This is a genomic window from Hoeflea sp. AS60, assembly GCF_038900115.1.
In the GTDB taxonomy this organism is placed as follows: Bacteria; Pseudomonadota; Alphaproteobacteria; order Rhizobiales; family Rhizobiaceae; genus Hoeflea.
Map to the genome: position 1 here is coordinate 1680062 of NZ_JBBMQP010000001.1, position 14656 is coordinate 1694717.

The following is a 14656-nucleotide window of genomic DNA, read 5'->3' on the forward strand; positions in this document are numbered from 1 at the left end:
AGTGCGAGCCCGGTAGACGATGAGTATTGCCCTTTTTCTTGAGCAGATCCTGAACGGCCTGCAACTCGGCGTCATGCTGTTTCTGATGGCGGCCGGCCTGACCTTGATTTTTGGCGTCATGGGATTGATCAATCTCGCCCATGGCTCGCTGTTCATGGTCGGCGGCTTCGTCTGCGCAGCAGTCGCTGCCTGGACAGGGTCGTTCTGGCTCGGACTGATTGCAAGCCTGGCCGCAGCCGCAGCCCTTGGCGCGCTGGTCGAAATCGTGGTGATCCGCAGGCTCTATGACCGCGATCACCTTGATCAGGTGCTGGCGACCTTCGCGCTGGTGCTGATGTTTTCAGAAGGCGTCCGCTTCCTGTTCGGCTCGTTCCCGCTCTATCTCGATCCACCTGACTTTTTGACTGGTGTGGTGATGCTGCCCGGCGGCTTGCCCTATCCCGCCTACCGGCTGGCGATCATCGTCGCCGGCCTGGTTGTGGCGGCCGGGCTTGGTCTTCTGATCAGCCGAACAAGGCTCGGCATGCAGATCCGCGCAGGAGAAGCCGACCGCGAAATGATCGCAGCACTGGGCGTCGACATCCGTTTTCTCTACACCGTGGTCTTCGCGCTCGGCGCAGCCCTTGCCGGCTTTGCCGGCGCCATGATTGGCGCCATCCAGTCGGTTCAGATCGGCATGGGCGAGCCAGTGCTCATTTTAGCCTTTGTGGTCATCGTCATCGGCGGCATCGGTTCGATCCGCGGCGCGCTGGTCGCAGCTCTCATTGTCGGCGTTGTCGACACCATGGGCCGCTTCCTGCTGCCTATTCTGCTTTCCACCGTCATGGGAGCCTCAGACGCTGCCGGTGTCGGCTCGGCGATTGCCTCGATGCTGATCTATCTGTTGATGGCCGCCGTGCTGGTGTTCAAGCCAAAAGGGTTGTTTCCCGCCAATGCGTGACCTCATCACTGAACATCGTCTCAACATCGTGCTGGCGCTGATCCTGCTCGGCGGGCCCTTGATCGCGCATCTTGCCGATGAGCCGTTTCTCGTGACGCTCGCCACCCGCGCGACGATTCTGGCGCTGGCCGGTGTCGGGCTGAACATTGCGCTTGGGCTTGGCGGACTTGTGTCCTTCGGCCACGCCGCGTTCTTCGGCATCGGCGGTTATGCCGTGGGCATTCTGGCGAGCCACCATCAGACCTACGAGCCGCTGATGACCGCGCCCTTCGTGATCAACGGCACCAACCAGATGCTGGTGCTGTGGCTTGTGGCGGTGTTGGCGAGCGGTCTGGCCGCACTGGTGATCGGCGCGCTGAGCCTGCGCACCTCGGGCGTCTACTTCATCATGATCACACTCGCATTCGCGCAGATGATCTACTATTTCGCCATCTCCTGGCCCGCCTATGGCGGCGAAGATGGGCTTTCGATCTATGTCAGAAATGCGTTTCCGGGCATCAACACGCTCAAGCCGCTGAGCTTTTTTCTGCTGTGTTATGCAGTCTTGATGGTGGTTCTGGTCGCCCAGTGGAAGATGACCGGTGCGCGCTTCGGCATTGCCTTACAGGCCGTCCGCCAGAACGAGGGCCGTGTTGCAGCCCTCGGACTGTCGCCCTACCGGATCAAGCTCGCAGCCTTCGTGCTCTCGGGCATGGTGACCGGTCTGGCCGGCGCGCTCTATGCCGATCTCAACCGTTTCGTCAGCCCCTCGATGATGACCTGGCACCTCTCGGGCGAGATCATGGTGTTCATCATTCTGGGCGGCGTTGCGCGGCTTTTCGGACCGGTGGTTGGCGCCTGTCTGTTCGTGCTGTTCGAGCATGCCTTTGGCAGCGTCACCGAGCACTGGCAGTTTTTCCTCGGCGCGGCGCTGCTGGCAGTCGTGCTGTTTGCCCGTGGCGGTTTCATAGGCTTGGTCGCGGGGAGGGTACGTCATGACTGAACCGGTACTGTCGCTCTCAGGTCTGAGCAAATCCTTTGGCGCATTGAAGGTCACCGATGGCGTGGAACTGGATGTGCGCCCCGGCGAGATCCATGCCCTGATCGGCCCCAATGGTGCCGGCAAATCGAGCCTGATCAAGTTGATTGCCGGCGAGCTCGCAGCCGATGCTGGCTCGATCCGCTTCGACAGCCATGAGATCAGCGGACTTGATCAGATCGCCCGCGCCCGTCTGGGGCTCACCCGTACTTTTCAGGTCTCCTCGCTGATCCCGGAATTCTCGGCGCGCGGCAATGTCATGTTTGCAGCCCAGGCCCGGCGCCGTTCGGTGTTCGGCTTCTTCCGTCAGGTCGGCGGTGACAAGGAACTGATCGATGAGGCGATGGCAGCGCTTGAGCGTGTCGGACTGAGCGAGCGGGCAGGGGTCCGCGTCAGCGAACTCTCCCACGGCGAAAAGCGGCTGCTGGAAATCGCCATGGCGCTGGCCATGCGGCCACGGATTTTCCTGATGGATGAGCCGATGGCTGGTCTTGGACAGGAAGGCTCGAGCCGATTGATCGGCTTCCTCGACAAGCTGCGATCCGAAGCGCCGATCCTGTTGATCGAGCATGACATGGACGCCGTCTTCCAGCTGGCCGATCGTATCTCCGTTCTGGTGGCCGGAAAGATCATTGCGCGTGGCAAGGCCGATGAAATCCGCAATCATCCGGAAGTCCGCAGCGCCTATCTCGGGGAGGACGCGGCATGAGCCTTCTGGAAGTCAGCAATCTCGAAGCCTTCTATGGCGCCTCGCAGGCACTGTTTGGGGTTAACCTCCAGATCGCCGAGGGCCAACTCGTGGCGTTGATGGGCCGCAACGGCATGGGCAAGACCACCACCGTCCGCTCGATCACTCGGATGCTCAGAACCACCAAGGGCGCTATCCGGTTTGATGGCAAGGACCTTACGGTGCTGCCGTCCTTCCGCGCAGCACGGCTCGGCATCGGCCTGGCGCCGGAAGGCAGACGCTGTTTTGCCAATCTCTCGGTCTCGGAGAACCTGATGGCATCGGCTCGCTCTGGCCCCTGGGACATTGAAAAGGCGACCGAGCTGTTTCCGCGCCTTGGCGAACGGATGACGCAGAGTGCATCAACGCTTTCGGGCGGCGAACAGCAGATGCTGGCGATTGCCCGGGCGCTGCTGACCAATCCGCGCTTGCTCATTCTCGATGAGGCGACTGAAGGACTTGCCCCGGTGGTGCGTCAGGAAATCTGGGCAGCCATCGCCAAGCTCAAGCAGGGCGGACAATCGATCCTGGTGATCGACAAGGGCTTCTCCGAACTCCGCGCTGTGGCCGATCGCTGCGTCATTCTCGCCCGTGGCGAGACGGTCTGGACCGGCACGCCGGCCAGCCTGACCAGCGACGTCGAAACCGAATTCCTGGGTGTTTGAATGGGTGCAAAAACCGGGGCTGATACAGCCCCGGTGGTTTGTTACTCGGCAGCCTGCTGGGTGATCACCAGCTTTGGCGGGGCGCGGTCTGCCTGACTTTCGAGCCGCGCCAGCCGTTCGCGCAATTCGGCGATCTCTCCGGCATTTTCACCGATGGCAACCGTCATCGCTTCGGGCTCCAGCACCTCGATCTCGTCTTCCTTCGGGCCGACAAAGCGGCTGAAGATCCAGCTCAGGAGCCGTGACAGGTCATCCATGATCAGAAAGAACGACGGCACCACCACGAGGCTGAGGACCGTCGAGACTATTATCCCGCCGATCACCGCAATCGCCATCGGCGCGCGGAACGATCCGCCTTCGCCAACGCCGAGCGCGCTGGGCAGCATGCCCGCCGACATGGCAATCGAGGTCATGACGATTGGCCGGGCGCGCTTCTGGCCGGCCTCGATCATCGCTTCGACGCGGTCGCGGCCGGTGCGGATCAGCTCGACAGCGAAATCAACCAGTAGGATGGCGTTCTTGGTGACAATGCCCATCAGCATCAGGATGCCGATCAGCACCGGCATCGACAGCGCGTTGTTGGTCAGGATCAGGCCCGCCGCGACACCACCAATGGCAAGCGGCAGCGAGAACAGGATGGTGAACGGCTGGATCACGTCCTTGAACAACAGGATCAGCACGGTCAGCACCAGGAGAAGCCCCATCAGCATGGCGTTGAGGAAGCTGTCCATCAACTCGTTCTGGACTTCCGCATCACCTGATTCCAGCACCTGAACGCCGGCCGGCAACTCGGTCGATTGCACAATCTCGTTGAACCGGTTCTTGGCCGTGTCGAGAGCCACACCGATCGGCAGGCTGGCGCCGATTGTCGCCTGCCTTTCGCGGTTGAAGCGCTTGATGGTCGACGGACCTTGCGTGATGACCACATCCGCCACGGTCTTGAGCGGCACTGAAACGCCCTTGGTGGTCTGAACCCGAAGGTTTCCGATGCGGTCGATATCGGTCCGGTAGACCGGATCGAGCTGCACCCTGATCGGGATCTGGCGGTTGTCGAGCGAGATCTTGGCAAGCGCCGCGTCGACATCGCCGATGGTGGCGACCCGGACAGTTTCGGCGATCTGCGCCGTGGTCACGCCAAGCCGGGCGGCTTCCTCGAGCCGCGGACGGATCTGCACTTCAGGACGAGGCAGGGAGCCCGATACGCTGACGCTCGAGAGCACGCTCTCGGCCTTGAGCTTCGGCTCGAGAATGGCAACGGCACGGTCGATCGCCGCGTCATCGGTCGAGATCACGTTATAGGTCAGGTCGCGTTCGCCGCGGTCATTGAGCTTGTAGGCCCTGATGTCGGGAATGGCGGCCAGCTTGTCGAAGATCTCGGTTTCGATCTCCGCCTGCGAGCGGATACGACCCAGCACCTCCATGCGCGGCAGGGCATCCGACACGAACGGAACTGCACCTGCGAGACCGTTGACCACCTTCTTGACGATCGAGTGCTCGATTTTCTCAAGCATCACCGAAACAGAGGCGCGGCGGATATCGAGTTCGCCGCGCGGCGAGGTGCCGCCCAGAATGAACACGCTCTGCACACCTTCCACATCCTTGATGATATCGCGCATCGCCTGGGTGGTGTCGTCGGTGTCGTCCAGTGTTGCCCCGGGAGGCAATTCAACACTGATGCTGACCCGCGAGACGTCTTCAGGCGGCAGGAACGAGCCCGGCACCTGGGCCATGAAATAGACGGCAACCACCAGGGAACAGATGGCTGCGAGAAGCGTGGTGTATCTCCAGCGCAAGGTCTTGCTGATAAACCATGTGTAGCCGCGCATGATCCGGCCGCCGCCCTCGGCTTCCTCATGGGCATCGCTGTCGCGCATTAGATAGGCAGCCATCATCGGCGTGATCAGGCGCGCGACCAGCAGCGAGAACATCACCGCGACAGCCACCGTCATGCCGAACTGGATGAAATACTGCCCGGGAATGCCCGGCATGAACGACACCGGCACGAACACGGCAATGATGGTGAAAGTGGTGGCAATCACCGCGAGCCCGATTTCATCTGCGGCCTCGACCGCGGCCCGGTAGGGTGTCTTGCCCATGCGGATATGGCGCGAGATGTTCTCCACCTCGACAATCGCGTCATCGACCAGAATGCCTGTCGCAAGCGTGATGGCGAGCAGGCTCACCAGATTGAGCGAGAAGCCGAGCAGGTCCATCACGTAGAAGGTGGGGATGGCCGACAACGGCAGCGCGATTGCCGCGATCAAGGTCGCCCGCCAGTTCCTCAGGAACAGCAGCACCACCAGAACGGCGAGCAGCGAACCCTCAACCAGCGTATGCAGCGCCGATTCATAGTTGCCGTAGGTGTAGAACACCGTGTCATCGACCGGAACCAGCTGCACATTGGGATAGTCAGCGCGGATTCCATCGAGCGTTTCAGTCACCACTTCGGCAACAGAAACCTCGCTGGCGCCCTTCGATCTGAAGACTGCGAAGGACACCACCTGGTCGCCGTTGAATCGGCCGAACGACCGCAGCTCCTCGTAGGTGTCGCGCACAACGCCCAGATCGCTCAGTCGCACATAGCGGCCGTTTGCGAGCGCAATGGTGGTCTTGGCCAACGCCGCTGGATCCTTGGCGTCCCCAAGTGTGCGGATCACCTGTTCCCGGTCACCGATTTCACCGCGGCCGCCACCGAGATTGGCGTTGGTCGCGCGCAGCTGCCGGTTCACGTCGGCTGCGGTGATGCCATAGGAATCAAGCCGCGCTGGATCGAGTTCAACGCGGATTTCGCGGTCGGCGCCGCCGTAGCGATCCACCTTGCCGACACCGCGCTGGCCCTGGAGCGCCCGCTTGACGGTGTCGTCAACAAACCACGACGCTTCCTCGAGCGTCATGTCGGGCGCATGCACCGCGAAGGTCATGATCGCCTGGCCTTCGACATCCACGCGGGTGACGATCGGTTCTTCCACCGAAGCCGGCAGATCGCCGCGCACCCTGTCGATCGCATCCTTGACGTCCTGAACCGCCTGGTCGGTCGGCACTTCCATGCGGAAGATCACGTTTGTGGTGGAGATGCCGTCCGAAACGGTGGAGGCAATGTCATCAACCCCGGTGATGCCGGCCACCGTATCTTCGATGCGCTTGGTTACCTGCGCTTCCATTTCCGATGGAGCGGCACCGGACTGCACGACGGTGATCGCCACCAGCGGCACGTCGATATTGGGGAAGCGGGTAATCGGCAAGGTCAAGAAAGACTGGATGCCGACAATCGTCAACAGGGCGAACGCCAGGATCGGCGCGATCGGATTGCGGATGGCCCATGCGGAAAAATTCATGTCGAGTGCCTCACTCGGTGATTGCGGCAACAGAGCCGCTGTCGGTTTCTTCCACCGGAGTGATCCGGTCCCCATCGCGCACGAATGCGCCTGCCTTGGCGACGATCAGATCGCCGCTCGAAAGTCCATTGACGATTTCAACCATGCCGCCCTCGCGGATGCCGGTGGTGACATTGGTGCGTCTGGCAATGCCGTCCTCGATCTTGAGAACGTCTGCACCATCGCTCTCCATGTTGACCGATGTGACCGGCACGGTGATCGCGTCGCGCTTGGCAACGATGATCTCGGCATCGGCGAACATGCCGGCGCGCAAATTGGCGCCATCTGCAATTTCAATGCGGGCCAGGCCGAGCCGGGTTGTGGTGTTGAGTGTTGGGTCGATCAGCCGGATAAGACCTTTAACGGGCGTTCCCGCGCCGATGAGATGGATCATCACTGTCTGGCCTTCGGCGATCCGGTGCATATCGGCTTCAGCGATATCTGCCCGCATTTCGAGACTGCCATCCCTGATGATCGTGAACAACGGGCCGGCACTGGCGCTGGCGATAGAGCCGACGCGGGCGCCTCTGGCCGAGATGATGCCCGACACCGGCGCCTTGACCTCCGTGCGTGCCAGCCGCAAGTCCACGTCCTTCACCTGGGCGTCGATCAGCGCGATATCGGCCTGCGCCACCTTGACCGATTCCTTGACCGAACGGACCCGCGCAAGTGACGCCGTTGCCTGGGCTTCTGCCTGTTCCGCCTGGACTGTCGAGTAGGTGCCCTGTTCGGCCAGTTGCTTGGCGCGGTTGCTTGCCTTGACTGTTTCCTGGGTGTTGGATTCGACTTCGGCCAGTTGCGCGTCCAGCTGGGCGATTGCCGCAAGCGCCTTGGCGCGGTTGGCGTCAAGCTGACTGCGTTGCAGGATCAGCTGGTCCTTGGAAAGCGTGGCCAGCACGGACCCGGCCTCGACCCTGTCACCGATATCAGCCTCAAGGCTTTCAATCGCCAGCCCTTCGACCTGCGGCGCGACAAGCACCTCCTCGACAGCCATGATCATGCCGTTTGACAGCACCCGGTCGGTGATCGGCGCTTGCTCTGCCCTGACCGCAATGATCGCAGGAGGCAGGGCGCCGGACGAAGGGGCATTTTCCGCATCATCCGCACCGGCCGGCAAGGCCGGGATCGAGAGAAGCGGCAGTGTAAGGAGCAGGCTAAAAACTGGGCGCATATCGGGTCCGGTCATTCGGCGGGAGTGGTTGGGGTGGCGAAAATCGTGTCATGCAGCGTGGAAAGAACGAGCTCTCCCAGTGCCGCGGATTGGTCGTCGTTCATGGCCTCGCGAGCACAGTATTTGCGCTGGGCAAAGCCATGGATAAGCAGCATCATCAGATGCGCTCGGGTTTCGAAGATCTCTCGTGCGTCAGTGCCATCATCGCCATGGATGCGGACAAGTGCGTTGACGATGTTGCTGCGGACTGTCTCGTCCATGGCGCGCATCAGCGTCGCAATCTCGGGCGCGCGGAAAGAGGCGGCCTGAACTTCGCTCCACAATGCGGCGTCCTGGCAAGGCAAAGTTTCAATTCGCTGACGCAACAACTGCATGAAGGTGGCGCCAGGATCCGATGAGGTTTGTACCGCATCAAAGACAGCTTCGATCTGCATCAGGTCACGTTTGACAAGCGCAGTGATGATGGCGTCCTTGGACGGGAAATAGCGGTAGAAATTGCCGACACTCATCTGCGTCGCCTGGGCCAGATCCTGCATTGAAGTGCCGTCGAAGCCGTTCGTTGCGAAAACGGACTTCACCTGGTCGAGAATGTCCAGAGCGCGCTGGCTGGCGATGCTGTGCGTGGCTGTATCCATGCGAAGGTCCCTGAAAGTTATGTGCAGGTGGCCTGAAAAGGCAGTCGTTACTCATGCATATACAAGAGGAGCCCGGGTTCCCGGTGCCTTGTTTCGGAAGTAAACATAGTGAATGAATATTCATTCATCAAGACTTGATGGAAAAATAGCACCGCTCATCCAGTGCCGCGAGGCAAATCACCGCCTCATGCTTACCCCAGTTGAGTGTCAGTGGCTGTCAGCATGCTGGTACGGCAATGGAATATCCATTTCAGCTTGTGGAATATTTCAAGCTGCTGCGTAATGTTTAGATCAAATCAATGAAAATCTGCCTTCCTAAGTGGCAGTTTGCAAAAAGTTTCGCCGTGCTTTGTTCGGCTTGCGGTCACAGGCGCCGGATGAAAAAGAGGCGGCCCGAAAGCCGCCTCTTGATATTCGAGATCAATTTTACTCAGCTGCCTCGGCATAGTCCGACATCGGCGGGCAGGAGCAGACCAGGTGTCGGTCACCATAGACATTGTCGACCCGGTTGACCGGCGCGAAATACTTGGCGTTGCGCATCGCGCCTGCCGGGAAGCAGGCGGCGTCCCGGTCGTAAGGCCGGTCCCATGGGCCGACCAGATCCTCGATCGTGTGCGGCGCGTTCTTGAGCGGGTTGTTGTCCCGGTCCATCGTGCCGTCCTCGATCGCCTGGGCTTCTTCGCGAATGGCGAGCATTGCCGCACAGAACCGGTCGAGCTCGGCCTTCACTTCCGATTCCGTCGGCTCGATCATCAAGGTGCCTGCAACCGGCCAGCTCATCGTTGGTGCGTGGAAGCCACAATCGATCAGCCGCTTGGCAACATCATCGACGGTCACGCCGGCACGCGCCACCAGGGGTCGCGTATCGAGAATGCATTCATGTGCCACCCGGCCCTTCGATGATGTGTAGAGCACGTTGTAAGCGCCCTTCAGCCGGGCTGCGATGTAATTGGCGTTGAGGATCGCGATCTTGGTCGCCTGGGTCAGGCCTTCGCCGCCCATCATCAGGCAATAGGCCCAGGAGATCGGCAGGATCGAAGCCGACCCGAACGGAGCGGCCGAGACAGCACCCGGCTTGCCGTCGGTTTCCGAATGTCCAGGAAGGTAGGGCGTCAGATGCGCCTTGACCCCGATCGGCCCCATGCCCGGTCCGCCGCCGCCATGGGGGATGCAGAAGGTCTTGTGCAGGTTGAGATGGCTCACATCCGAGCCGATGTCGCCAGGACGCGCGAGGCCCACCAGCGCATTGAGATTGGCGCCATCGAGATAGACCTGGCCACCATGGGTGTGGGTGATTTCGCAGACCTCGGTGGCCGTCTCCTCGAACACCCCGTGTGTTGACGGATAGGTGATCATGCAGGCGGCGAGATTGTCGGAGTGCAGCTCGGCCTTGGCGCGGAAATCATCAAGGTCGATATCACCATTCTCGCGGGTGCCGACAGCCACGACTGTCATGCCCGCCATTTGCGCCGACGCCGGGTTGGTGCCATGCGCCGAAGTCGGGATCAGGCAGACATGCCGGTGGGCCTGGCCATTGGCGCGATGATAGGCGCGGATGGTCATCAGGCCTGCATATTCGCCCTGCGCGCCTGAATTGGGCTGCATCGAGATCGCGTCATAGCCGGTGATCTGGCAGAGCTTGTCCGACAGATCGTCGATCATCTGCTTGTAGCCGAGCGCCTGGTCCGCCGGTGCAAACGGATGGATGTCGGCGAATTCCGGCCAGGTGATCGACAGCATCTCAGCCGTGGCGTTGAGCTTCATCGTGCACGAGCCGAGCGGGATCATCGTCCGGTCGAGCGCCAGATCCTTGTCCGACAGGCGGCGGATGTAGCGGGTCATCTCGCTTTCGGCGCGGTTCATGTGGAAGATCGGATGCTCGAGATAGCGCGACTGGCGCACCAGCGGATCGGCGATGATCGGCTCTGCCAGCAGATCCTTGAACTTGAGATTGCCGCCAAACGCGCGCCAAACCGCTTCCACGGTTTCAGGTCGCGAGACTTCATCGAGCGCGATGCCGATGCGGTCGTCACCCACCTTGCGCAGATTGAGACCTTCGCTCCGCGCCGCTTCCAGGATCTTGGCCTGGTGGCCTTCGGCGAATACGGTGATTGTGTCGAAGAAGATCGCCGGATCGATGATGAAATCAAGCTGCTTGAGGCCGGCGGCAAGAGTTGCAGCCTTGATGTGCACGCGCCCGGCGATGGCGCGCAGGCCGACGGGGCCATGGAACACGGCGTACATCGAGGCGATCACGGCCAGCAGCACCTGCGCGGTGCAGATGTTCGAGGTCGCCTTCTCGCGGCGGATGTGTTGCTCGCGGGTCTGCAACGCCAGCCGGTAGGCCTGGTTGCCGCGCGCATCGACAGTCACACCGACCAGACGGCCGGGCATCGAGCGCTTGTAGGCATCTTTCACAGCCATATAGGCAGCATGCGGGCCGCCATAGCCGACAGGCACGCCGAAGCGCTGCATCGAGCCGATGGCGATGTCGGCACCCATTTCACCGGGCGATTTCAGAAGCGTCAGCGACAGCGGATCGGCGGCGACGACGGCGATGGCGTTCTCTCCATGCAGCTTGGTTATCAGATCGGTGAAATCCTGCACATGACCATGGGTGCCGGGATACTGGAAGATTGCGCCAAAAACTGCAGCGGCATCGAGTTCGGTGAACGGATCGCCGACAATGACTTCCCAACCCAGCGGCTCTGCACGGGTGCGGATGACGTCGATCGTCTGCGGATGGCAGTGATGATCGACAAAGAAAGCGCTTTTCTTCGATTTCGATGCCCGCTCGGCCATCGCCATGGCTTCGGCTGCTGCTGTTGCTTCATCGAGCAGCGAAGCGTTGGCGATATCGAGGCCGGTGAGATCGGCGACCATGGTCTGGAAGTTCAGCAGCGCTTCCAGCCGTCCCTGGCTGATTTCCGGCTGGTAGGGCGTGTAGGCCGTGTACCAGGCCGGATTCTCGAGAATGCAGCGCTGGATCACCGGCGGCATGATGGTGCCGTGATAGCCCTGACCGATCAGCGAGACCATGACCTTGTTCTTGCGCGCCGTCGCCCGCAAGTGATCAAGCACCTCGCGCTCGCTCATCGGATCGCCAAACGCCAGCGGCGTTTTCTGGCGGATCGAGCCCGGAACGGTCTCGTCAATCAGCGCGTCGAGAGAGGAAGCGCCGACCACCTTGAGCATGTCGGAAATTTCCGCAGGCGATGGGCCGATGTGGCGGCGGTTGGCGAAGTCGTAAGGATCGTAATCAGTCAGTTTGATGGTCATGGCAGATATCAGCCGATCATTGCGTTGTAGGCGGTTTCGTCCATCAGATCGTTTGCGCTACTCGCGTCATCAAGCTTGAGCTTGAAGAACCAGCCGGCGCCTGTGGGATCGGAATTGACCAGCGACGGGTCGTCGGCAATCGCCTGGTTGACCTCGGTGATTTCGCCGGCGAGCGGGCAGTAGACATCCGATGCCGCCTTGACCGATTCCACCGTCGACGCCTCGCCGCCCTTGTCGAGCTTTGCGCCGACCTCTGGCAGTTCGACAAACACCAGGTCGCCAAGCTGCTCGGCGGCATGTTCGGTGATGCCGACGGTGGCAACATCGCCTTCGATCTTGAGCCATTCGTGGTCTTCGGTGAATTTGAGCATGGGACTGTTCCTGTAATGAATTAGCGTTTGTAGGTGGAGGGGACGAAGGGCAGGGCGGCAACAGTGCATTCAAGCCGCTTGCCGCGCACTTCGGCAAATATCTTTGTGCCGCCAGCGGTCAGAGCCGCAGGCACGTAGCCCATGGCAACGGGGCCGCCTGCGCTGGGACCGAAGCCGCCCGATGTCACGGTGCCGATCGCCTCGCCGCCGGTTTCGGTCTCAAACAGCACCGCGCCCGCCCGCACAGGCGCCTTGCCTGCAGGTTGCAGCCCGACCCGGACGCGCGATGCGCCATTGTCAAACTGGCCGAGGATCACGTCAGCACCAGGGAAGCCGCCTTGGCGCGCGCCGCCGGTGCGCCGCACCTTCTGGATCGCCCATTTGAGATTGGCCTCGACCGGCGTCGTGGTCTGATTGATGTCGTTGCCATAAAGGCAGAGCCCGGCTTCGAGCCTGAGTGAATCCCGCGCGCCAAGTCCGATCGGTGCAACATGGTCATCCGACAACAACAGCCGGGCGATGCGCTCGGTCTCCTCCACCGGGATCGAGATCTCGTAGCCGTCCTCGCCGGTATAGCCCGAGCGTGACACCACCACCGGTACGCCGGCGATTTCAAGCTCGGTGACATCCATGAACAGCATGTCTTCCGCATCCGGCGCGTAGGAGGAGAGCACACCTTCGGCAGCCGGACCCTGCAGCGCAATCAGCCCGCGATCAAACTGCGCCTCGATCTCGCAACTGTCGGAAAGTGCTGCTTCGATGCGGGCCAGATCCTGATGCTTGCAGGCGGCGTTGACCACCAGGTAGAGATGGTCACCGCGGTTGGCGACCATGAAATCGTCTTCCAGGCCGCCCTTGTCATTGGTGAAAAGCCCGTAGCGCTGGCGGCCGGGTTTCAGGTCCGCCACATCGACCGGCGTTATCTTTTCGAGAGCCAGTGCCGCGTCACGGACATCGCCGCTTTTGGCGCGGATCAGGATCTGCCCCATATGCGAGACATCGAACAGGCCGGCATTGGCGCGGGTGTGAAGATGTTCCTGCATGACGCCCATCGGGTACTGGATCGGCATGTCGTAACCGGCAAAACCGGCCATGCGCGCGCCAAGCTCAAGGTGCAGGGAATGTAGAGGTGTCTCAAGAAGGTCAGCTGTGGTGTCCACGCTGCAGTCTCCATCTCAGGTGCCGGCTTCAACCGCGCACGGGCCAATCATCAGGTGCAAGACACCTTCAAACAGCCCCCTCTGTCCTTTTGCCTGAGATTGTTATCCCTTCGGCAGACGCGTGAACGCCATTCTCCAGAGTCCGTGATGTTCCGCTGGTCCTTTTGCCTGAGAGTTTCCGGGGCGGTTGCTCCTTCGGCACCGGATCAAACCGGCTTCTCCCAACGGGACGGGGTAACTATGCTGAATCGGGCGGGGAAGGCAAGGGGGAGGGGTTGGGGATGGAGTGCGTGGATGGGGGAATGACTGCGCGGGAACACCACCGCATTCTAGCTTTTTCAGCGCTGAACTGTCTGCCGTGACGATGAAACTGAAGTCTGGTGACCAGTTTGGCGCGCGTGGTCAGTGCAGACGCGCTAATCATTCAAGAGCCAGGTGCGCCGAGTGTGTGCTTCCGCTCGATGGCCGGCATTTGATCTTACTGGCGTTGACGCAACAGCTTTTCTTCATTCGATTCCCGTAATAATGTCCAAAAATGCTGAGTTTTTTGAAACACATATGTATTTTTGCAGTGCTGACGGTCGCTACGCAAATTGGCGGGTTGGCCTGGTTGATTGCACTCTTGTTCAAAAGGCGAATGACCATTTTTGCAGCTTCATATGCCGTTTTGTCATTCGCTGCGCTTTGGGTGGCTCCAATGCTTGGGCGTGAACCGCTGCCATGTATCGGAGCTGGTTCCCTCCAGATGCAATCTAAAATCTATTGTTTGTTGAACCGGCACTACGTTGTCCCGGAGATGAAAGCCTCTCTAAATGACCTTGCTGCTCAGATGGAAAGCGAATTTCCGGGCACCATGACGCTCGTGCTTGATGCCAATTTTCCGTTTATCGCTGGCTTCCCTTTGTTGCCGCACCTCTCGCATGATGATGGGCGCAAGGCAGATCTGGCCTTTTATTACCGTGAAAATGACGCCTATATGCCCGGATACACGAGATCACCAGTCGGCTACTTTGCGTTTGAACCAGGCCCGACCAACTGTCCGAGCCAATTAATTAGCCTGAGATGGGATATGGATTGGCTTCAAGGCTTCTGGCCCGACTATCAACTTGATGAGGCACGGGTGAAGTCGGCATTAGAATGGTTGAGCTCTGATGAGCGCATTGAGAAGGTATTCATCGAACCGCACTTGCGCGAACGATTTGGCATTCAAAGCGATAAGATCAGATTTCAAGGATGCCGCGCGGCGCGTCATGACGACCATATTCACATCCAGTTGTGAGAACTAAACATACGAGTTCTGGGGCCACTGAATCTCT

General features: G+C 60.6%; 11 protein-coding genes and 1 riboswitch. Of the genes, 5 read left to right on the forward strand and 6 right to left on the reverse strand.

All coding sequences use genetic code 11. The features are described from left to right. Positions 1-19: 19 nt before the first annotated feature. Genes WNZ14_RS07740 through WNZ14_RS07755 form a run of 4 tightly spaced genes read left to right on the forward strand, consistent with a single transcriptional unit; the run spans position 20 to position 3350 of the window. A complete protein-coding gene (locus WNZ14_RS07740; RefSeq protein ID WP_342867995.1) occupies positions 20-940 on the forward strand; it encodes a branched-chain amino acid ABC transporter permease in 921 nt (306 codons plus the stop codon). Continuing rightward, entirely contained in the window at positions 933-1922 is a 990-nt protein-coding gene (locus tag WNZ14_RS07745; protein ID WP_342867996.1) for a branched-chain amino acid ABC transporter permease, read from the forward strand. Before WNZ14_RS07740 ends, WNZ14_RS07745 begins: the two co-directional genes overlap by 8 nt. Continuing rightward, positions 1915-2667 carry an ABC transporter ATP-binding protein gene (locus WNZ14_RS07750; RefSeq protein WP_342867997.1) on the forward strand — a complete coding sequence of 251 codons (753 nt, stop codon included), beginning with the start codon at positions 1915-1917 and terminating at the stop codon, positions 2665-2667. The genes WNZ14_RS07745 and WNZ14_RS07750 overlap by 8 nt, the downstream gene beginning before the upstream one ends. After that, on the forward strand, positions 2664-3350 hold the full coding sequence (locus tag WNZ14_RS07755; RefSeq protein WP_342867998.1) for an ABC transporter ATP-binding protein: 687 nt from the start codon (positions 2664-2666) through the stop codon (positions 3348-3350). The genes WNZ14_RS07750 and WNZ14_RS07755 overlap by 4 nt, the downstream gene beginning before the upstream one ends. Positions 3351-3391: 41 nt before the next feature. Here WNZ14_RS07755 and WNZ14_RS07760 read toward each other — a convergent pair whose 3' ends face one another. From WNZ14_RS07760 to gcvT, 6 genes are all read right to left on the reverse strand, one after another. Continuing rightward, on the reverse strand, positions 3392-6685 hold the full coding sequence (locus tag WNZ14_RS07760) for an efflux RND transporter permease subunit (protein ID WP_342867999.1): 3294 nt from the start codon (positions 6683-6685) through the stop codon (positions 3392-3394). A 10-nt stretch (positions 6686-6695) separates the two neighbouring features. Then, positions 6696-7895, reverse strand: a complete 1200-nt coding sequence (locus tag WNZ14_RS07765; RefSeq protein ID WP_342868000.1) for an efflux RND transporter periplasmic adaptor subunit — start codon at positions 7893-7895, stop codon at positions 6696-6698. A gap of 11 nt (positions 7896-7906) precedes the next feature. Then, complete coding sequence (locus WNZ14_RS07770; RefSeq protein WP_342868001.1) at positions 7907-8530, reverse strand: TetR/AcrR family transcriptional regulator; 624 nt, start codon at positions 8528-8530, stop codon at positions 7907-7909. A gap of 426 nt (positions 8531-8956) precedes the next feature. Continuing rightward, a complete protein-coding gene (gene gcvP, locus WNZ14_RS07775) occupies positions 8957-11809 on the reverse strand; it encodes an aminomethyl-transferring glycine dehydrogenase (protein ID WP_342868002.1) in 2853 nt (950 codons plus the stop codon). Between the two features lie 8 nt (positions 11810-11817). After that, entirely contained in the window at positions 11818-12180 is a 363-nt protein-coding gene (gene gcvH, locus WNZ14_RS07780; RefSeq protein WP_342868003.1) for a glycine cleavage system protein GcvH, read from the reverse strand. 20 nt (positions 12181-12200) lie between these two features. Continuing rightward, positions 12201-13340 carry a glycine cleavage system aminomethyltransferase GcvT gene (gene gcvT, locus WNZ14_RS07785; protein ID WP_342868004.1) on the reverse strand — a complete coding sequence of 380 codons (1140 nt, stop codon included), beginning with the start codon at positions 13338-13340 and terminating at the stop codon, positions 12201-12203. Positions 13341-13486: 146 nt separating this feature from the next. Further along, positions 13487-13574, reverse strand: a riboswitch (glycine riboswitch). Between the two features lie 301 nt (positions 13575-13875). On the opposite strand from gcvT, the gene WNZ14_RS07790 reads away from it, so the two are divergent. Further along, positions 13876-14619 (forward strand): hypothetical protein, encoded by a 744-nt coding sequence (locus tag WNZ14_RS07790; RefSeq protein ID WP_342868005.1) that lies wholly within the window; start codon positions 13876-13878, stop codon positions 14617-14619. Positions 14620-14656 lie beyond the last annotated feature (37 nt).